20 protein-coding genes are annotated in these 16,676 nt (G+C 64.9%); 11 read left to right on the top strand and 9 right to left on the bottom strand.

What is annotated here, in order from left to right:
- The first annotated feature begins 99 nt into the window (after positions 1 to 99).
- Positions 100 to 765, top strand: a complete 666-nt coding sequence (locus BJF92_RS23730; RefSeq protein ID WP_075637231.1) for a YiaD family glycine zipper/OmpA-like lipoprotein — start codon at positions 100 to 102, stop codon at positions 763 to 765.
- Between the two features lie 67 nt (positions 766 to 832).
- Here BJF92_RS23730 and BJF92_RS23725 read toward each other — a convergent pair whose 3' ends face one another.
- Positions 833 to 1,885 carry a lysine-2,3-aminomutase-like protein gene (locus BJF92_RS23725; RefSeq protein WP_075637230.1) on the bottom strand — a complete coding sequence of 351 codons (1,053 nt, stop codon included), beginning with the start codon at positions 1,883 to 1,885 and terminating at the stop codon, positions 833 to 835.
- Entirely contained in the window at positions 1,885 to 2,964 is a 1,080-nt protein-coding gene (gene epmA / locus BJF92_RS23720; protein WP_075637229.1) for an EF-P lysine aminoacylase EpmA, read from the bottom strand. Before epmA ends, BJF92_RS23725 begins: the two co-directional genes overlap by 1 nt.
- Before the next feature lie 325 nt (positions 2,965 to 3,289).
- On the opposite strand from epmA, the gene efp reads away from it, so the two are divergent.
- Entirely contained in the window at positions 3,290 to 3,859 is a 570-nt protein-coding gene (efp, locus tag BJF92_RS23715) for an elongation factor P (RefSeq protein ID WP_075637228.1), read from the top strand.
- Positions 3,860 to 3,980: 121 nt separating this feature from the next.
- Here efp and BJF92_RS23710 read toward each other — a convergent pair whose 3' ends face one another.
- Positions 3,981 to 4,313: a hypothetical protein gene (locus BJF92_RS23710; RefSeq protein WP_143524186.1), complete on the bottom strand. Its 333-nt coding sequence runs from the start codon at positions 4,311 to 4,313 to the stop codon at positions 3,981 to 3,983.
- Positions 4,314 to 4,469: 156 nt separating this feature from the next.
- A complete protein-coding gene (locus BJF92_RS23705) occupies positions 4,470 to 4,721 on the bottom strand; it encodes a GlsB/YeaQ/YmgE family stress response membrane protein (protein ID WP_075637226.1) in 252 nt (83 codons plus the stop codon).
- A 254-nt stretch (positions 4,722 to 4,975) separates the two neighbouring features.
- On the opposite strand from BJF92_RS23705, the gene mbfA reads away from it, so the two are divergent.
- Positions 4,976 to 5,962: an iron exporter MbfA gene (gene mbfA / locus BJF92_RS23700; RefSeq protein WP_075637225.1), complete on the top strand. Its 987-nt coding sequence runs from the start codon at positions 4,976 to 4,978 to the stop codon at positions 5,960 to 5,962.
- Between the two features lie 129 nt (positions 5,963 to 6,091).
- On the opposite strand, the gene BJF92_RS23695 is transcribed toward mbfA, so the two are convergent.
- Both BJF92_RS23695 and BJF92_RS23690 read right to left on the bottom strand, forming a co-directional pair.
- Positions 6,092 to 6,712, bottom strand: coding sequence for a transglutaminase-like cysteine peptidase (locus BJF92_RS23695; RefSeq protein WP_075637224.1), 621 nt, complete (start codon positions 6,710 to 6,712; stop codon positions 6,092 to 6,094).
- A gap of 493 nt (positions 6,713 to 7,205) precedes the next feature.
- The gene (locus BJF92_RS23690; RefSeq protein WP_075637223.1) at positions 7,206 to 8,021 is read right to left on the bottom strand and encodes an alpha/beta hydrolase; all 816 of its coding nucleotides are present in this window, start codon (positions 8,019 to 8,021) and stop codon (positions 7,206 to 7,208) included.
- A 196-nt stretch (positions 8,022 to 8,217) separates the two neighbouring features.
- Here BJF92_RS23690 and infC point away from each other — a divergent pair, with 196 nt between their 5' ends.
- From infC to pheT, 8 genes are all read left to right on the top strand, one after another.
- Positions 8,218 to 8,754, top strand: a complete 537-nt coding sequence (gene infC, locus BJF92_RS23685) for a translation initiation factor IF-3 (RefSeq protein WP_075637222.1) — start codon at positions 8,218 to 8,220, stop codon at positions 8,752 to 8,754.
- Positions 8,755 to 9,171: 417 nt separating this feature from the next.
- The gene (gene rpmI / locus BJF92_RS23680) at positions 9,172 to 9,375 is read left to right on the top strand and encodes a 50S ribosomal protein L35 (RefSeq protein WP_075637221.1); all 204 of its coding nucleotides are present in this window, start codon (positions 9,172 to 9,174) and stop codon (positions 9,373 to 9,375) included.
- A gap of 37 nt (positions 9,376 to 9,412) precedes the next feature.
- On the top strand, positions 9,413 to 9,817 hold the full coding sequence (rplT, locus tag BJF92_RS23675; RefSeq protein WP_075637220.1) for a 50S ribosomal protein L20: 405 nt from the start codon (positions 9,413 to 9,415) through the stop codon (positions 9,815 to 9,817).
- A 98-nt stretch (positions 9,818 to 9,915) separates the two neighbouring features.
- Entirely contained in the window at positions 9,916 to 10,761 is an 846-nt protein-coding gene (locus BJF92_RS23670) for a BUD32 family EKC/KEOPS complex subunit (RefSeq protein WP_075637219.1), read from the top strand.
- The gene (gene pheS / locus BJF92_RS23665) at positions 10,758 to 11,846 is read left to right on the top strand and encodes a phenylalanine--tRNA ligase subunit alpha (RefSeq protein ID WP_075637218.1); all 1,089 of its coding nucleotides are present in this window, start codon (positions 10,758 to 10,760) and stop codon (positions 11,844 to 11,846) included. Before BJF92_RS23670 ends, pheS begins: the two co-directional genes overlap by 4 nt.
- A 193-nt stretch (positions 11,847 to 12,039) precedes the next feature.
- Positions 12,040 to 12,225, top strand: a complete 186-nt coding sequence (locus BJF92_RS23660) for a BrnT family toxin (protein WP_245294881.1) — start codon at positions 12,040 to 12,042, stop codon at positions 12,223 to 12,225.
- A complete protein-coding gene (locus tag BJF92_RS23655; RefSeq protein WP_198931585.1) occupies positions 12,167 to 12,481 on the top strand; it encodes a BrnA antitoxin family protein in 315 nt (104 codons plus the stop codon). The genes BJF92_RS23660 and BJF92_RS23655 overlap by 59 nt, the downstream gene beginning before the upstream one ends.
- A 168-nt stretch (positions 12,482 to 12,649) precedes the next feature.
- Positions 12,650 to 15,073, top strand: a complete 2,424-nt coding sequence (gene pheT, locus BJF92_RS23650; protein ID WP_075637216.1) for a phenylalanine--tRNA ligase subunit beta — start codon at positions 12,650 to 12,652, stop codon at positions 15,071 to 15,073.
- 108 nt (positions 15,074 to 15,181) lie between these two features.
- Here pheT and BJF92_RS23645 read toward each other — a convergent pair whose 3' ends face one another.
- From BJF92_RS23645 to BJF92_RS23635, 3 genes are read right to left on the bottom strand one after another with little or no spacing between them, the layout of a single operon-like run.
- Positions 15,182 to 15,796, bottom strand: a complete 615-nt coding sequence (locus tag BJF92_RS23645) for an ATP-dependent Clp protease proteolytic subunit (protein ID WP_075637215.1) — start codon at positions 15,794 to 15,796, stop codon at positions 15,182 to 15,184.
- Between the two features lie 45 nt (positions 15,797 to 15,841).
- Entirely contained in the window at positions 15,842 to 16,189 is a 348-nt protein-coding gene (locus BJF92_RS23640) for an SRPBCC family protein (RefSeq protein WP_075637214.1), read from the bottom strand.
- On the bottom strand, positions 16,186 to 16,500 hold the full coding sequence (locus tag BJF92_RS23635) for an ArsR/SmtB family transcription factor (protein WP_075637213.1): 315 nt from the start codon (positions 16,498 to 16,500) through the stop codon (positions 16,186 to 16,188). The genes BJF92_RS23640 and BJF92_RS23635 overlap by 4 nt, the downstream gene beginning before the upstream one ends.
- Between the last annotated feature and the right edge of the window lie 176 nt (positions 16,501 to 16,676).

Below are 16,676 nucleotides of genomic sequence, written 5' to 3'. Positions count from 1 at the left end.
TTTCCGTCACGCCATGATCACGCCATCGTGCAGGGTTCATCTTCCCGCCGCAATCGATGCTATGAACGGCCATGTATCCATCGGGGGACCCTTGATTCGATGATGAAGAGAATTGCCATCCTGGCCGTTGCGGCCGTCTATCTTTCCGGCTGCACGACTGTCGATCCCTATACGGGCGAACAGAAGATGTCGAACACGGCCGGCGGCGCGCTGATCGGCGCGGGCCTGGGCGCTGCCACCGGCCTTCTGATCGGCAAGGATGCGCGCGGCCGGCGCAATGGCGCCCTGATCGGCGCCGGCATCGGCGCGCTCGGCGGCGGCCTGATCGGCAAGTACATGGACAACCAGGAGTCGGAGCTGCGCGCGCAGTTGCAGGGCACCGGCGTGTCCGTGACCCGCGTCGGCGACCGCATCGTCCTGAACATGCCGTCCAACGTCACCTTCGCCACCGACCAGGATCAGGTCAATCCGGGCTTCTACGCCACGCTGAACTCGGTCGCGATCGTTCTGAACAAGTTCAACAAGACCCTGATCGACGTCGACGGCCACACGGACTCCGTGGGCAATCCCGCCTATAATCAGGGCTTGTCGGAACGCCGCGCCGCCTCGGTCGCCAATTACCTGGCCAGCCAGGGCGTCGACCAGCGCCGCATGTCGGCCATCGGCTACGGCCAGGAGCGCCCCATCGCCTCCAACGCCACCGAAGCCGGCCGCGCCCAGAACCGCCGCGTAGAAATCTCCATCGCGCCGATCCAGGAAAACTGATCAGGCGAAGGCCATCGGTCACACGTGCGAAAACCGGCTCGAAAGGGCCGGTTTTTTCGTGCGCGCCTCACGCACCTTTCGGCGGATAGGCATGGACCTGCCCGCGAAAATCGCGCACCAGCATGCCGCCCTCCCCATCCGGCTGAACGGAAGACGCGGCGATCACCGCCTTGCCGTGGCCGCCGGGGATATCCAGCACATAGGTCGGCTGGCAGAGGCCTGAAATGCGGCCGCGCAAGGCGGCGACCAGCGCCTGGCCCTCCTCGATCGTCAGGCGGAAATGGCTGGTGCCCGACGCGAGATCGGGATGGTGGAGGTAATAGGGCGTGACCCGGGCCTCGACGAAGCCGCGCATCAGCGCCGCCAGCACCTCCGGATCGTCATTGACGCCCTTCAGCAGGACGGACTGGCTGACCAGCGTGAGGCCGCCCTCGGCAAGGCGCGCAAGGGCCGCGCGCGCCTGAGGCGTCAATTCGCGCGGATGGTTGGCATGCAGTGCGACATAGACGGTCTTGCCGCTTTCCTTCAGCGCCGCGATCAGGGCGGCATCGATGCGGGCGGGCTCGACCACCGGCACGCGGGTGTGGAAGCGCACGATCTTGACGTGCTCGATGGCTGCCAGCCGGCGCATGAGATCGGCGAGGCGGCGGGGCGACAGCACGAAGGGATCGCCACCCGTGAGGATGACTTCCCAGATCTCCGTGTGATCGGCGATATAGGCGAAGGCGGCTTCGAGCGCGGCACCCGACAGCGTTCCTTCTCCGCCGGGGCCGACCATTTCCCGGCGGAAGCAGAAGCGGCAATAGACCGGGCAGACATGCACCGCTTTCAGGAGCACCCGGTCGGGATAGCGATGGACGATGCCTTCGACGGGCGAATGAGCATGGTCGCCGATCGGATCGGCGCGCTCCTCGGGGAGTGTGTCCAGTTCCGCCGCCTGCGGAATGAACTGGCGGGCGATAGGGTCCTCGGGGTCTGAGGGATCGATCAGCGCGGCGATGTCGGGGCTGACGGCCAGCGCATAGCGGGCCGTGACGGGGGCGAGCGCGGCGTGGTCGGCCTCCGGCACAAGGCCGGCCTGTGTCAGCGCGGTGAGCGTGGTCAGCGTCGCGGCGGCCATCAGGGGGCAAGCTCCGGCTGGTCAGGCTGGTCCGCCGGATCGGCGACAGGCGCCCAGAGCACCTCCTCGATCCGCCGCGCGCCCGAGGCCAGCATCACCAGCCGGTCGAAGCCCAGCGCGGCGCCGCTCGCCTCTGGCATGCGCTCCAAAGCCTTGAGGAAATCCTCGTCGATCGGGTAGGTCTCGCCATAGATGCGCTGCTTCTCGGCCATCTCGATCAGGAAGCGGCGGCGCTGCTCGGCGGGGTCGGTCAGCTCGCCAAAGGCATTGGCCAGTTCGACACCGCAGGCATAGAGCTCGAAGCGCTCGGCCGTGCGCGGATCGCCGGCGCTGCGCCGGGCGAGCGCGGCTTCCGACACGGGATAGCCATAAAGAATCGTCGCACGGCCGAAGCCGAGCCGCGGCTCGATCCGCTCCACCAGCACCCGGCTGAACAGATCCGCCCAGAGATCGTCCGGCGCCACGCGCAGCCCGGCCGCCTGCAGGGCGCGCGACAGCGCCTCGCGGTCGGTCTCCCCCGTGGGGGAGACGGTGGCCAGCAGATCGATCCCGGCATAGCGCGCGAAGGCTTCCGCGACGCTTAAGCGTTCCGGGTCGGCGAAGGGGTCGCATTCTGCGCCGCGCCAGCGCAGCATCTCGTTGCCGGCGGCCTCGGCGGCTAGCGCCAGCAGCCGGGCGCAGTCGGCCATCAGCTGATCATAGGCCTCGCCGACGCGATACCATTCCAGCATGGTGAATTCGGGATGGTGCAGCGGCCCGCGCTCGCGGTTGCGCCAGACATGGGCGAAGCAGGAGATCTTCGTCTCGCCGGCAGCCAGCAGCTTCTTGCAGGCAAATTCCGGCGAGGTGTGGAAATGCATGGGATGGCCTTGGCCATCCGGACCGATGGCGCGGGTGGAAAAGGCGTGCAGATGGGCCTCGTTGCCGGGAGAGATCTGGAGCGCGGCGGGATCGACCTCGACGAAATCCTGGCGTGCGAAGAAGCCGCGCAGTGCCGCCTGGATGCGGCCGCGCGCCATCAGGAAAGGCCGGCGGTCGGCATGCCGGTCGCGGCTCCACCAGGGCGAGATTGCGGCCATGATCGTTCAACTCCTTCACCGGCATCGCGCCCCGCACGCAAGGGGGGCGAGGCCCTGACCACCGGGCGTCTGACAGCGCTTTTTTGCCGGCTTTCGGATCTCATACGGGCGGATCGGCCCATCTTCCTGCGGCCAGACCCCGCTTTCGCCGCGAGACAGCTGGCCTTTTTGCTTGAGATGGGGTAGGTGCGGCCCGAAACCCTGGGCCCGAACGCCCGGGCAAGGCGCCCGCGCCGTCCCGTCGGCCCTGTCGGCCGCTTCCTAGACGGTCGGGCCGCCAGAGACAAGTATTCGCGAACACGACAATTCTGAACAAGGAAGACTTATGGTCAAGGTCATCGCCTCCTCCGTGCGCAAGGGGAACGTCCTCGATGTCGACGGCAAGCTCTATGTGGTGCTGACGGCGCAGAACTTTCACCCGGGCAAAGGCACCCCGGTCACGCAGGTCGATATGCGCCGCATCTCCGACGGCGTGAAGGTGTCCGAGCGCTACCGCACCACCGAACAGGTCGAGCGCGCCTTCGTCGAAGACCGTCCGCACACCTTCCTTTATGAAGATGGCGAAGGCTTCCACTTCATGAACCCGGAAAGCTACGACCAGCTGGTCATGAGCTCCGACGATATCGGCGACCAGAAGGCCTATCTGCAGGAAGGCATGGTCTGCACCCTGTCGACTCACGAAGGGGTGGCGATCGCCATCGAACTGCCGCGCCATGTCACGCTCGAAATCACCGAGACCGAGCCGGTCACCAAGGGCCAGACGGCGTCTTCGTCCTACAAGCCGGCCATGCTGTCGAACGGCGTGCGCACGCTGGTGCCGCCGCACATCACCGCCGGCACGCGTGTGATCATCGCCACCGAAGACGGCTCCTATGTCGAGCGCGCCAAGGACTGATGGTCTGCAGCTGAAAAATTGACGAACGAAAGGGCGCTGCCGCAAGGCCGCGCCCTTTTCTTGTTCTCGCTGTTTCGCTCTCTCTGGCAAGCCGTAGCTCACCTCTCTGGCAAGCCGTAGCTCAGTGAGACGACAGCTCGGGATAGGCCTCGGCGGCCTCGCCCTCGCCGCCCTTCAGCGCCTCATAGCCTTCGAGCGCGACCGCAATCGGATCCTCTACACCCACGCCGCCTTCATGGCTGACCTTCACGCGCGAACCATTGTCGCGCACCAGCGTCGCCTCGCCGGAAAAGCCCTGCTTCATCAGCCAGTCGCGCGGCGCCATCAGGCGGATGCGCACGCTGCGCGTTTCGTCCTCGTCGCGCGCCATGATCACCTCATATGATACGGGCTGCGACTGGCCGTTGATTTCAAGGATACCCTTGCCATTGCCTTCGGCATCATGTGTCAGCATCGCCATCTCCTCTTCAAATCTCGTGATGGTCATCGAGCCCAGCGTCGAAGCGCCTGTGCAACGCGGCCCGCATAGGCTCCAAACGGACGAAAGCCGCCTTTGTTCGAGGCGGCTTTCGTTTCAATCCCGATTTACCGGGCCCGATGTACCGGCCGGTTAATGCCTGACGGCTCGACCCACGGCGATCAGCAGGCAAGCGCCGATGAAGCCGATGACGAGATAGGCGAGCCAACCGGCGAAGGAGAGGCCGGCGAAGGACAGGATAGCATTGAGGACGACAGCGCCCAGAATACCCAGGATAATGTTCATGAACAGGCCCATATTGGACTTCATGAACTGTTCCGCCATCCAGCCTGCGAGACCGCCGATGATGATTGCTGCGAGCCAGCCAACGCCATTTACATCCATGATCGTCTCCCTTGGTTCAAAAGATCTACTTTAAAACTTCGCCGGCTAGTGGTTGCTCGGCGTTGTTCTTGTGCTGGTAACGACCGGGTGGATTTTTTGTTCCCTCCGCCTGCGATCCTGCTCCTTTTTCCTCGGGCGGCAGACGGGCGGCACGGCGAGCGGCAGATGGGCGCGAGACCCCCAGCTAGGAAAGCCCTTGCCATTTTCGCACCGCGATATAGATTAGAATTATTCTAAACTAACGGATCCCCGTCATGCTGACGCAGCTTTTCTCCGGCGCCCGCCGCCGTCCCTTGTCGTCCTTGAGCGAACAGGAAGTGCTGGCGCTCGCCATCGCCTCCGAGGAGGACGACGCCCGCATCTACCTTGCCTATGCCGACCAGCTGCGCGCGGCCTATCCGCATTCGGCCAAGGTCTTCGAGGACATGGCCGAGGTGGAGAACACCCACAAGAACATGCTGATCGACATGCATCGCCGCCGCTTCGGCGAGCGCATTCCGCTGATCCGGCGCGAGCATGTGCGCGGCTTTCTCGAGCGCAAGCCAGACTGGCTGCAGAAGAACCTTTCGCCCGACGCCATCCGCCGCGAGGCGGAGCTGATGGAGCAGCAGGCCTATCGCTTCTATGTCGAGGCGGCCAAGCAGACATCCGATGCCGGCACCCGGGCCCTGCTGCACGATCTGGCTCTGGCCGAGCAGGGGCACGAGGACATCGCCCGCATGCTGGACGAGCGCCACCGCCCGGAAGAGGTGCGGGAGGAGGAGCAAGAGACGGCCCATCGTCAGTTCGTGCTGACCTATGTGCAGCCGGGTCTTGCCGGGCTGATGGACGGCTCGGTCTCCACCCTGGCGCCGATCTTCGCCGCCGCCTTCGCCACGCAGGACACCTGGCAGACCTTCCTGGTCGGCCTCTCCGCCTCCGTCGGCGCCGGCATCTCCATGGGCTTCACCGAAGCCGCCCATGACGACGGCAAGATTTCCGGGCGCGGCTCGCCGCTCAAGCGCGGGCTCGCCTGCGGCATCATGACGGCGCTGGGCGGCCTGGGCCACACCCTGCCCTACCTCATCCCGAACTTCTGGACCGCGACGATCGCCGCCGTCATCATCGTCTTCTTCGAGCTCTGGGCGATCGCCTTCATCCAGAACCGCTATATGGAAACCCCGTTCCTGCGCGCCGCCTTCCAGGTGGTTATCGGCGGCGGCCTGGTTCTGGCGGCCGGCATCCTGATCGGCAGCGGCTGACAAGCGGCGCGGCAGGCCCATTTACGAAATGCAAAAAGGGCCGGCGGTTGCTGAACCGCCGGCCCTTGTCCGTTTGAAGTGTCCGTTTGAAATACTCACATCTGCCGTGCGGCAGAGGGGCTGGCCGGCTTAGCGGCCGACCGAACCGACCATGACTTCGTCGCCATTCTCGATGGTGACCCAGCGGCCCGTGTTGAACGAGGCCTGGCGCTTGAGATAGCGATACGGCGTCTTGGTCCAGATCTTTACCTCGTCATCGAGGTTGTCGAGGATGAAGTCGCCCTGCGCGGTGCGCACGGTCAGGACGGCATGACCCTCGCCATCAGGCTTGCGCACCACCGTCATCAGCAAGTCGGCGGGCGAAAAGCCCCGCTCCAGCAGATCGCGGCGCTTCAGCAGCGCATAGTCTTCACAGTCGCCGGCGGTTGTCGGATAGGTCCAGAACTCCTCGCGGCCATAAAGCTCCATGTCGGTCATCGGGGTGATGGCATGGTTGACGCTGGAATTAATCTCGCGAATGAGCTTCCAGCCATATTCCGTCACGCGCGGCGGCGGCGAGGAGGGCGAGGTGATCGAGCATTCGCTCTGATGCGTCTGGCAGAATTCGTAATGGCCGATGGGCTGGGAGGTGACGCTGCCGGTCTGCATCCACAAGCTGCCATTGGCCGGCGCCGGAATGGCCGCGCCTGCGGACAGGACGAGGGCGGCGAGTGCCGCTGCCACACTGAAAAGCCCCTTGATCTGCGCCATGCGCGTCCCCTGTGGCGAAGCGCCCGCGGAAAAACCCCGCGCGGACCACTCCGCTTGCCTGTGACATTGACGACAGCTGGTGAGACGCCTCATGCGCTCGCTGTTCTAATCGTTAAGAAAACGTTAACCGGCAGGGGCAGCCCAAGTCAATTGCGGCAGCGCGGCACGTTAAGACATGGTTAAGATTTGCGGCGAAACCGCATCAGATTCGCGCCTTCTGATAAAAGATGAGAAGAAGCTATCTTTTTGATATAAATTGTTTTTCTCGAAAAATTCGGCAGCTTTCCGCAGGCGCGGCCGCCACAATGTGGCAGAGCCTATCCCCAGGGATCGCCAGGCCTGCGGCCGGCAAGCAGCACTGGCCGTTAAGCTCTATGGCAGCGCGGCGAGAGGCGCGCCGGCAAGGGAAGCCGGCTCAGGAGAGCCGGAGCCAGCATGGTCCGCCGGATGCCGCCGCGGCTGCGTCCAAGCTTATAGAGGCAGAAGAGGCCGCTCAGGCCTCCGTCAGCATGGCCGAAACGGCGGCCAGGATGCGCTCGATATCCTCGGGGCGCGACAGGCGATGGTCGCCATCGCGGATCAGCGTCATCACCACATCGTCGCAGGCCAGATGCTCCATCAGCTTCAGCGCATGCGCATAGGGCACATCCGGATCCTTCATGCCCTGGAGCACATGAACAGGGCAGCCGGTTTCGATCGTGCCGGTCAGGACGCGATTGTCCCGGCCGTCCTCCATCAGCTTGCGGGTGTAGATATAGGGGTCCGCCCCGTAAGCCGAGGGCTCCTCGAAATAGCCCTTCTCGTCGAGCGCGCGGCGTTCGGCTTCGCCGAGCTGCGGCTCGATCAGGTCGCTGGTAAAATCCGGCGCCGGGGCAATCAGCACGAGGCCGGCCAGCCGCTCTGCCTGACCGTGGCGGCGAAGTTCCTCGGCAAGGCGCAGGGCGATCCAGCCCCCCATCGACGAGCCGACCAGGATCATGCGGCCGATCCCGGTCGTGGCAATCACGCCCTCGGCCTCCTCCCGCCAACGCGAGATCGTTCCCTCGGCAAAGGCGCCGTCGGAGATGCCATGGCCGGAATAGTCGAAGCGCAGGCAGGCAAGCCCCTTCGCCCGGGCGAAGCCTTCGAGCTCCAGCGCCTTGGTGCCCTCCATGTCCGAGCGATAGCCGCCAAGCCAGACGATGGCGGGCTTTTCCGGGGGGGGATTGGCGGCCTCCGTCGCGGGGAGGAAGCGATAGGCGATCTCGCGCGATTCGGCGCCCTCGCCGACGAGGACACGGGAAACGGGCGGCGCTGCGATCTCGGCCATGGGATGAGGGGTCCTTTCGTAAGGTTTTTTCCATCTAAACGGAATTACAGCGCGGTGACAGAGGGTGATTTTCCTCCCGGAAGATGCTATATACGCGCCTTGACGATTGAACGGGCAGCGTGACGGCCTCACGGACCGGAAAACGCCGATGCCCTGATCGACCAAAATCCTTCAACAATGCGAGGAGAATACGACCATTCGCAGACCCTTTAAATCGGACGCACCGGTCAAGGACGGCCCCCGATCCAACAAGGAAATCCGGGTTCCCCGGGTGCAGCTCATCGATGCCGAAGGCGGCAACCAGGGCATCGTTCCGACCGACCAGGCGCTCCGCCTTGCGGAAGAGGCCGGTCTCGATCTCGTCGAAATCTCGCCCAACGCCGAACCGCCGGTGTGCAAGATCCTCGACCTCGGCAAGCTGAAATACGCGACCCAGAAAAAGGCCGCCGAAGCCCGCAAGAAGCAGAAGATCATCGAGATCAAAGAGATCAAGATGCGTCCCAACATCGACACCCATGATTATGAGGTGAAGATGCGGGCGATGAACCGCTTCTTCGAAGAGGGCGACAAGGTGAAGGTGACGCTGAAGTTCCGTGGCCGCGAAATGGCCCACCAGGAACTCGGCATGAAGCTTCTCCTGCAGGTCAAGGAAGACACGACCGCCATCGCCAAGGTGGAAGCCGAGCCCAAGCTCGAGGGACGGCAGATGATGATGGTACTCGCACCGCGCTGATCGCGACACGGCCCCCGCCGACCTGCAGGGCTCACGCGCAAGAGGCTTGCCTTCAGAAGGACGAAGCCTCTTGGCAAGAGCCGCGCCGCAAGATTGCGTGCGCTCTGTCGACCGGCGATGTCAGGAACGACGAAGAACAGCAAGGCCGCTTGCAGCCCGACCGGCGCTGCGGGCGGCCTTTCGCATGTGCGGGACCTCGGCACTTTCGCAGGACCTCGGCGGATTTGACGGCGGCCCCGTCGGGCCATGCCTTGGCGCCCAAGGCTGCAAGGAATCGCACCGAACCCGGTTGCGCTTTCTCCCGGCTTCGGCTACAAGCCGCCGTCCGAACGGTCCGGCAGGGCATGCCGTGGCCGTTCTTTACGCTGGAGCCGGTCTCGTCAACCGGTTCGACACGAAGAAGAATGGAGTAGCAAAATGCCCAAGATGAAGACGAAATCCTCGGCCAAGAAGCGGTTCAAGATCACCGCGACCGGCAAGGTTCTGGCAGCTGGCGCCGGCAAGCGCCACGGCATGATCAAGCGGTCCAACAAGTTCATCCGCGACGCCCGCGGCACGATGGTTCTCGCCGAAGCTGACGGCAAGAAGATCATCAAGAACTACCTGCCCAACGGTCTCTGAGACCTTCAGGCTTTTTGGATTTTAAGGAGATCATTCCATGGCACGTGTAAAACGCGGCGTTGCAGCCCACGCCAAGCACAAGAAGACGCTGAAGGCCGCCAAGGGCTTTTACGGCCGTCGCAAGAACACCATCCGCGCCGCCAAGGCCGCCGTCGATCGTTCGCGTCAGTTCGCCACGCGCGACCGCCGCGCCAAGAAGCGCAATTTCCGCGCCCTGTGGATCCAGCGCATCAACGCCGCCGTCCGCGAGCATGGCCTGACCTATGGCCGCTTCATCGACGGCCTGAACAAGGCCGGCATCGAAGTGGACCGCAAGGTTCTCTCTGACATGGCCATCCACGAAGCCGCTGCCTTCGGCGCGCTCGTCGAAGCCGCCAAGTCCGCGCTCGCCTACCTCAAGGACACGGGCACGGCCAACGAGTTTGAAAGCGCGGTTCGCTAAGACCAGCGCTTCCCAAGCTATCGTCACTTTTTGGGAAACCCGCGCTGGCGCTGAGCCGGCGCGGGTTTTTTCTTGGATCACGGCAGGACGGGCAGGAGATGCTCCAAGGGCTGAAGGATGCGGATGTCGAGACGATGCTGGCAGCGCTTGCCGGCTCGTCCCGGCGCGTCCAGCGCGTGGCGCTGTCCGACCGGACGATCTGGATCAAGCGCTATGGCCGGCGCGCGCCCTGGCGTGGGCATCATCTGCGCCTCATCGCCGCGCGGCTCGGCCCGACCGCCCGCGCGCTCGCCCCTTCCCCGCGCGTTCCGGCCGAGGCGATGGTCGCGCGGGAAATCCGCCAGATCGACAGGTTGACGCGCGCCGGCTTCCGCACGCCGGAGGTGCTCTATCGCAGCCCGACCGCGCTGGTCCTGTCGGATCTGGGTCCGAACGTGCTCGGCCAGATGAAGGCCCTGCGTCTGATCGATGCGCAGGGTCACGACGCGCTTCTGGTCCGCTCGGCTGGCGAACTCGGGCGCCTTCATAGCGCGCGGCTCTGCCATGGGCGACCGCATCCGCGCGATTTCTCGCTCGGCGCGGAGGGGTTCGGCTTCATGGATTTCGAAGAGGATCCCGTTGCCGTCATGCCGCTGCCGCTGGCACAGGCGCGCGATCTCTGGCTCCTGTTCCTGCAGGTGGCGAGCCGTGCCCTCCTGCCGGAGACACGGTGGCAGGCGCTCTGCGCCTGGCGGCAGCACCGGCCGCAGGACGCGGAGACTGCGCTTGCCCGCCTCGTGCCGATGTTTGCCCGCGCCCTGCCGCTCGCCCGCCTGGTCGATCGCCTCCGCCAGGGCGCCGATATCACCCGCTTCATTCTGGCGACCGATTTCCTTCGGTCCGCCCTTCTCACCCCGATAGACCACCCTTGCGGCCATAACGGCCAGAACAGGTTCCCCTCATGAGCGATCTCGCGCTTCTGGAAAGCACCCTGCTGAACGACATCGAGACGGCCGCCGACGAAGCGGCGATCGAAGCCGTGCGCGTCGGCGCCTTGGGCAAGAAGGGGTCGGTCTCCGACCTTTTGAAAACGCTGGGCACCATGTCGCCGGAAGAGCGGCAGACGCGCGGCGCAGCGATCAATGCGCTGAAGACGCGCGTGAGCGACGCCATCGCCACGCGCAAGGCCGCGCTGAAGGATGCCGCCATCGCCGAGCGGCTGGTGCGCGAAACCCTCGACGTGACGCTGCCGGTGCGCTCGTCCCCGGCCGAGCGTGGCCGCATCCACCCCATCAGCCAGATCGTCGACGAGATCACCGCGATCTTCGCCGATATGGGCTTCTCCATTGCGGAAGGGCCCGATATCGAGACCGACTATTACAACTTCACCGCCCTGAACTTCCCCGAGGGCCATCCCGCGCGCGAAATGCACGACACCTTCTTCCTGCAGGCCGGCGGCGACGGCAATGAGCAGAAGGTGCTGCGCACGCATACCTCGCCGGTGCAGGTGCGCACCATGGAAGCGCAGGAGCCGCCGATCCGCATCATCATTCCCGGCAAGACCTATCGCCAGGATTCGGACGCCACCCATTCGCCGATGTTCCATCAGGTGGAAGGCCTGGTGGTCGACAAGACGGCCAATGTCGCCAATCTACGCTGGGTGCTGACCGAATTCTGCAAGGCCTTCTTCGAGGTGGAGGACATCACCATGCGCTTCCGGCCGTCCTTCTTCCCCTTCACCGAGCCCTCCTTCGAGGTCGATATCCAGTGCGACCGCTCCTCCGGCCCGATCGTCAAGTTCGGCGAGGGCAAGGACTGGATGGAGATCCTCGGCTGCGGCATGGTCCACCCGAACGTGCTGCGCGCCGGCGGGCTGGACCCGGATGTCTACCAGGGCTTCGCCTGGGGCATGGGCCTCGACCGCATCGCCATGCTGAAATACGGCATGCCGGATCTGCGCGACTTCTTCAATGCGGATGCCCGCTGGCTCAGCCACTACGGCTTCCGCCCGCTGGATATGCCGACGCTGTTCGGGGGGCTGAGCCAGTAAAGACAGCTGCTTTCGCTCCAGCCCATTGGCAGAGGTCCAGCAGCATCCAATTTATTTGTGCCCACAAATAAAGAGTTGTGGTAGAGATGGATCTCGAATGGGATGAAGAGAAACGCCAGAAGACGCTGCGTGAGCGTCGGATCGACTTTGCGGACGCGCCGCTTTGATGGATCCTGCAGCGGCCTTGACCGTCATGGATTCACGCGAAGACTACGGCGAACATCGTTTCGTATCCCTGGGCAAAATCCGCGAACGCCTGCACGTGATGTGCTGGACCATGCGCGGCAGCAAGATGCGGATCATCTCTCTGAGGAAGGCCAATGAGCGAGAGCAGAAAATCTTTTCCGATGCAAAACGAGATCCGTCCGCCGCTCACTGATGCGGAGGGCGAGGTGCGCGAAGTGACGGCAGAAGATCTGTCGGATGCCCAGCCGATGCAGGGAAGCTTCGCTGACATCGCCCAGGCTTTAGAGCGCAGCCGTGGCCAACGAGGCCCGCAAAAAGCACCCGTGAAAGAGCGTGTGGGCCTTCGGCTGGACAAGGACGTGATCGAGCACTTCCGCAAGACGGGGCCTGGCTGGCAAAGCCGGATCAATGCCGTTCTGGCCGATTACGTAAAAACTGGCCAGCAATAGGCGATACTCGCGAGGGCGACGAGGAACGACCGGCTGGCCATGGGGCTCACCCATCCAGCACTTTGAACGACAAGACCGTTGTTCGGGAAAATGTCCTGCAGCGGCGAACCCAGCTTACGGCGTTGAGCACATCGCGGCCCATGCCATTTTCGAAACGAGAACGAACCGATGAAATTCACCCTTTCCTGGCTCAAGGATCATCTTGAGACCGACGCCACGCTGGACGAGATCTGCGAACGCCTGACCGCGATCGGTCTCGAAGTGGAGGATGTCGATGACAAAGCGGCATTCAAGCCCTTCCTGATCGCCAAAGTGGTCTCGGCCGAGAAGCATCCGCAAGCCGACAAGCTGAAGGTGCTGATGGTCGATACCGGCGCCGGCCAGCCGGTGCAGGTGGTCTGCGGCGCGCCCAATGCGCGCGCGGGACTCGTCGGCGCCTTTGCCGCGCCCGGCACCCATGTTCCCGGGCTCAATGTCACGCTCTCGGTCGGCACCATTCGCGGTGTCGAAAGCCGGGGCATGATGTGCTCGGAGAAGGAGCTGGAAATCTCCGACGACCATAACGGCATCATCGAGCTGCCGGAGGATGCCCCCGTCGGCACCAGTTTCGCCTCCTATGCCGGCATTGACGATCCCGTCATCGAGATCAACCTGACGCCGAACCGGCCGGACTGCACCTCGATTCACGGCATTGCCCGCGATCTCGCCGCCGCCGGCCTCGGCCGGCTGAAGACGACGCCTGCTCCGGCGCTCCCGCTTTCGGGCGAGACACCGGTCAAGGTGACGCTCGATCTCGACGATCCCGCGCTCTGCCCCGGCTTCGCGCTGCGTCTCGTCAAGGGTGTGCGCAACGGCCAGAGCCCGGACTGGATGCGCCGCCGGCTGACCGCGATCGGCCTGCGCCCGATCAATGCGCTCGTTGACATCACCAACTACATGACCTTTGACCAGGGCCGGCCGCTGCACGTCTTCGATGCCGCCAAGGTCAAGGGCGATCTCACCGTGCGCCGGGCGAAGGAGGGCGAGACCGTGCTCGCACTCGACACCCGCGAATACAAGCTCTCGCCGGCCAATGTCGTCATCGCCGACGAGAACGGCGTGGAATCGATCGGCGGCATCATGGGCGGCGAGCATTCCGGCTGCGACGAGACCACGACCGAGGTGCTGATCGAATCGGCCCTGTGGGATCCGATGAACATCGCCAAAACCGGCCGCAGCCTCGGCATCATCACCGACGCCCGCTACCGCTTCGAGCGCGGGGTCGATCCGGCCTATATGATCCCCGGCCTCGACCGCGCGACCGCGCTGGTGCTTGAGCTGTGCGGCGGCAGCCCTTGCGAGGCGGTCATTGCCGGCAGCGGCGAGACGGCGGCCAGGGTGGTGGACTTTCCCTATTCCGAGGTCAGCCGCCTGACGGGCCTGACGATCGAGCCGGCTCAGTCGCGCACGATCCTGGAAAAGCTCGGCTTCACGGTCGAGGATCAGGGCGCGCGGGCACGCGTCACCGTCCCCTCCTGGCGGCCGGATGTCGAGGGCAAGGCCGATCTGGTGGAAGAGGTCATGCGCATCCACGGCGTCGATCGCATCCGTCCCGTGGCCCTGGAGCGGATCGATGCCGTTAATGGCCGTATCCTGACGCTCCTGCAGATCCGCACCCGAGCCGCCAAGCGGGCGCTGGCCGCACGCGGCATGCTGGAAGCCGTCACCTGGTCCTTCATCCCCAAGGACCAGGCCGAGCTGTTCGGCGGCGGCAAGCCGGAGCTTTCGCTGGTCAACCCGATCGCCGCCGACATGTCGGACATGCGCCCCTCGCTGCTGCCAGGCCTTTTGACAGCCGCCCAGCGCAATGCCGACAAGGGCCATGGCGATGTCGCGTTGTTCGAGGTTTCGGGCACCTATGAAAGCGACAAGCCGGAAGGCCAGCGGCGCGTGGCCGGCGGCTTGCGCCGCGGCACGGCCAGCCTTGCCGGCGCCGGGCGCTCCTGGTCGAACGGGCTGAAGGGCGGCGGCAAGCCGATCGACGTCTTCGACGCCAAGGCCGATGCGCTGGCGGTGCTGGAAGCCTGCGGCGTGCCCATGGCCAATGTCCAGATCGAGGCCGGCGGCCCGTCCTGGTACCATCCGGGACGCTCGGGCACGATCAAATACGGCCCGAAGATCACGCTCGGCTATTTCGGCGAATTCCATCCCAAGGTTTTGGCCGCGCTGGATGTCTCGGGCGCGCTAGCCGGCTTCGAGGTCTTCGTCGATGCGCTGCCAGAGCCGAAGAAGAAGGCGACCCGCACCAAGCCGGCGCTCGATCTCTCGCCCTTCCAGGCCGTGCGCCGCGACTTCGCCTTCGTGGTCGACCGCGCGGTGGAAGCCGGCGCGATCCTCAAGGCCGCCTCGACCGCCGACCGCAAGCTGATCGCAAGCGTCAATGTCTTCGACGTGTTCGAGGGCGGAGCGCTTGGCGAGGGCAAGAAGTCGGTGGCAATCGAAGTCACGATCCAGCCGGCCGAGCGCACGCTGACGGACGAGGACTTCGAGGCGCTCACCGGCCGCATCGTCGCCAACGTCACCAAGGCCACAGGCGGCACGCTGCGCGCCTGAGGCCCTTCGGCAGAACCGAACAAGGCCCGGCGGCTCGCCGCCGGGGTCGACTGTCTCAAGGGGCGCAGCCTCGGCCTGCATCATTGCACGCCGGACCGCGACCTTCGGTCACGCCGCCGGCAGCTCCAGCGCGCGGCGGTCGAGAATGCGGTCGATCAGCCCCCATTCCAGCGCCTGCTCGGCGGTCATGAAGCAATCTCGGTCGAGCGTGCGCTCGACCTCCTCCTCGCTGCGCCCGCAATGCTGTGCGTAGAGCCGGATCATGCGGCGCTTGGTCTGCTGCATTTCCTCGGCATGGATCATGAAATCCGACGCCTGCCCCTGGAAGCCGCCGAGCGGCTGGTGGACATGCAGGCTGGCATTGGGAAGTGCTGCGCGCTGGCCCGGCTCGCCGGCCATCAGCAGGAAGGAGCCCATGGAGCGGGCCGTGCCCATGCACAGCGTATGCACCGGCGGCCGGATGTAATGCATGGTGTCATACATGGCGAGGCCAGCCGTCACCACGCCGCCGGGTGAGTTGATGTAGAGATGGATCGGCCGCGTCGGATCCTCCGCTTCCAGAAACAGGAGCTGGGCGCAGACGAGCGCGGCCACCGTGTCGTTCACCTCGCCATTGAGGAAGATGATCCGCTCGCGCAGGAGCCGGGAATAGATGTCGAACGACCGTTCCCCCCGGCTGGACTGTTCGACGACCATGGGGACAAGTTGCATCGCTTCGCGCATCGGCGAATTCTCCTGCTGTTGGAGTGTAAGCTGTCGGGAACGCGGTCAGGCGGCGCTCAGCAGGGCCGCTCTGTTGGCATTGGCCGCCACCGGGCCGGCCGCGCGCGGCCTGGCCAGTTCGTGAAGGATGCGGATATGCGTGCCGCCATCCTCGCCCGGCGTCAGGCGGATCGTCACATGGCTCTCGAGGAAGGGCGGCGTGCGCTCGCGCATCCTGTAGCGCATCGTTTGACCGGGAACCACCTCCACCCCGTCCGGCTCCATCAGATCCCCTGAGGGAAGCCATTGCGCACGCAGCGCCGGGATGCTCAGGGCGCGCCAGACTTTCGGCAGCGGTGCATCCAGCGTCTCCTCGAACAGGAGAGCGGCATCCACAGGGGTGTCCTCGGTCATTGATCCATCTCCCGCAACAGGGTCTTGAGCGCGTCGATTCGCTCGGGCCAGTAGGCGCGGTAACGGGCCAGCCATTCGGCCATCCGCGCCAGCCCCTCCGGTTCGACCTGATATTCGACGAAACGGCCCTTGCGCGCCTCCCGCAGGAGCCCGGCCTTGCGCAGCACCGCAAGGTGCTGCGACATCGCCGGCTGGCTGATCGCCATGCCCTCGCGCAGCGCGCTCGCGGTGCGCCCGCCCTCGGCCAGCTTCTCGAAAATCCTGCGCCGCGTCGGGTCGGCCAGCGCCTTGAAGAGATCGTCCGTCATCATGTGCTTGAGATAAGCGCAGACTTATGCGTTGTGCAAGCGATTTTCGCGCGATCGCACTAAGGGCGGCTGGCTTGACATCATTCGATGGACAGGCACACTGTTGATGCTGATCGTCTGGATCAGGCACCGCGAAAGACCATTCTCTCTCGAACGACCGGGGGTCCCAATGCGCCGAC

Source organism: Xaviernesmea rhizosphaerae, from assembly GCF_001938945.1.
GTDB classification, from domain to species: Bacteria; Pseudomonadota; Alphaproteobacteria; order Rhizobiales; family Rhizobiaceae; genus Xaviernesmea; species Xaviernesmea rhizosphaerae.
Note: the sequence above shows the minus strand (reverse complement) of the source record. Positions and strands in the feature narration are given on the sequence as shown.

Bases quoted from the DNA above. Each gene is read 5' to 3' on its own strand.
- BJF92_RS23730 (WP_075637231.1), top strand. From the start codon at position 100: ATGATGAAGAGAATTGCCATCCTGGCCGTTGCGGCCGTCTATCTTTCC.
- BJF92_RS23725 (WP_075637230.1), bottom strand. From the start codon at position 1,885: ATGGCCGCCGCGACGCTGACCACGCTCACCGCGCTGACACAGGCCGGC.
- epmA (WP_075637229.1), bottom strand. From the start codon at position 2,964: ATGGCCGCAATCTCGCCCTGGTGGAGCCGCGACCGGCATGCCGACCGC.
- efp (WP_075637228.1), top strand. From the start codon at position 3,290: ATGGTCAAGGTCATCGCCTCCTCCGTGCGCAAGGGGAACGTCCTCGAT.
- BJF92_RS23710 (WP_143524186.1), bottom strand. From the start codon at position 4,313: ATGCTGACACATGATGCCGAAGGCAATGGCAAGGGTATCCTTGAAATC.
- BJF92_RS23705 (WP_075637226.1), bottom strand. From the start codon at position 4,721: ATGGATGTAAATGGCGTTGGCTGGCTCGCAGCAATCATCATCGGCGGT.
- mbfA (WP_075637225.1), top strand. From the start codon at position 4,976: ATGCTGACGCAGCTTTTCTCCGGCGCCCGCCGCCGTCCCTTGTCGTCC.
- BJF92_RS23695 (WP_075637224.1), bottom strand. From the start codon at position 6,712: ATGGCGCAGATCAAGGGGCTTTTCAGTGTGGCAGCGGCACTCGCCGCC.
- BJF92_RS23690 (WP_075637223.1), bottom strand. From the start codon at position 8,021: ATGGCCGAGATCGCAGCGCCGCCCGTTTCCCGTGTCCTCGTCGGCGAG.
- rpmI (WP_075637221.1), top strand. From the start codon at position 9,172: ATGCCCAAGATGAAGACGAAATCCTCGGCCAAGAAGCGGTTCAAGATC.
- rplT (WP_075637220.1), top strand. From the start codon at position 9,413: ATGGCACGTGTAAAACGCGGCGTTGCAGCCCACGCCAAGCACAAGAAG.
- BJF92_RS23670 (WP_075637219.1), top strand. From the start codon at position 9,916: ATGCTCCAAGGGCTGAAGGATGCGGATGTCGAGACGATGCTGGCAGCG.
- pheS (WP_075637218.1), top strand. From the start codon at position 10,758: ATGAGCGATCTCGCGCTTCTGGAAAGCACCCTGCTGAACGACATCGAG.
- BJF92_RS23660 (WP_245294881.1), top strand. From the start codon at position 12,040: ATGGATTCACGCGAAGACTACGGCGAACATCGTTTCGTATCCCTGGGC.
- BJF92_RS23655 (WP_198931585.1), top strand. From the start codon at position 12,167: ATGAGCGAGAGCAGAAAATCTTTTCCGATGCAAAACGAGATCCGTCCG.
- pheT (WP_075637216.1), top strand. From the start codon at position 12,650: ATGAAATTCACCCTTTCCTGGCTCAAGGATCATCTTGAGACCGACGCC.
- BJF92_RS23645 (WP_075637215.1), bottom strand. From the start codon at position 15,796: ATGCGCGAAGCGATGCAACTTGTCCCCATGGTCGTCGAACAGTCCAGC.
- BJF92_RS23640 (WP_075637214.1), bottom strand. From the start codon at position 16,189: ATGACCGAGGACACCCCTGTGGATGCCGCTCTCCTGTTCGAGGAGACG.
- BJF92_RS23635 (WP_075637213.1), bottom strand. From the start codon at position 16,500: ATGATGACGGACGATCTCTTCAAGGCGCTGGCCGACCCGACGCGGCGC.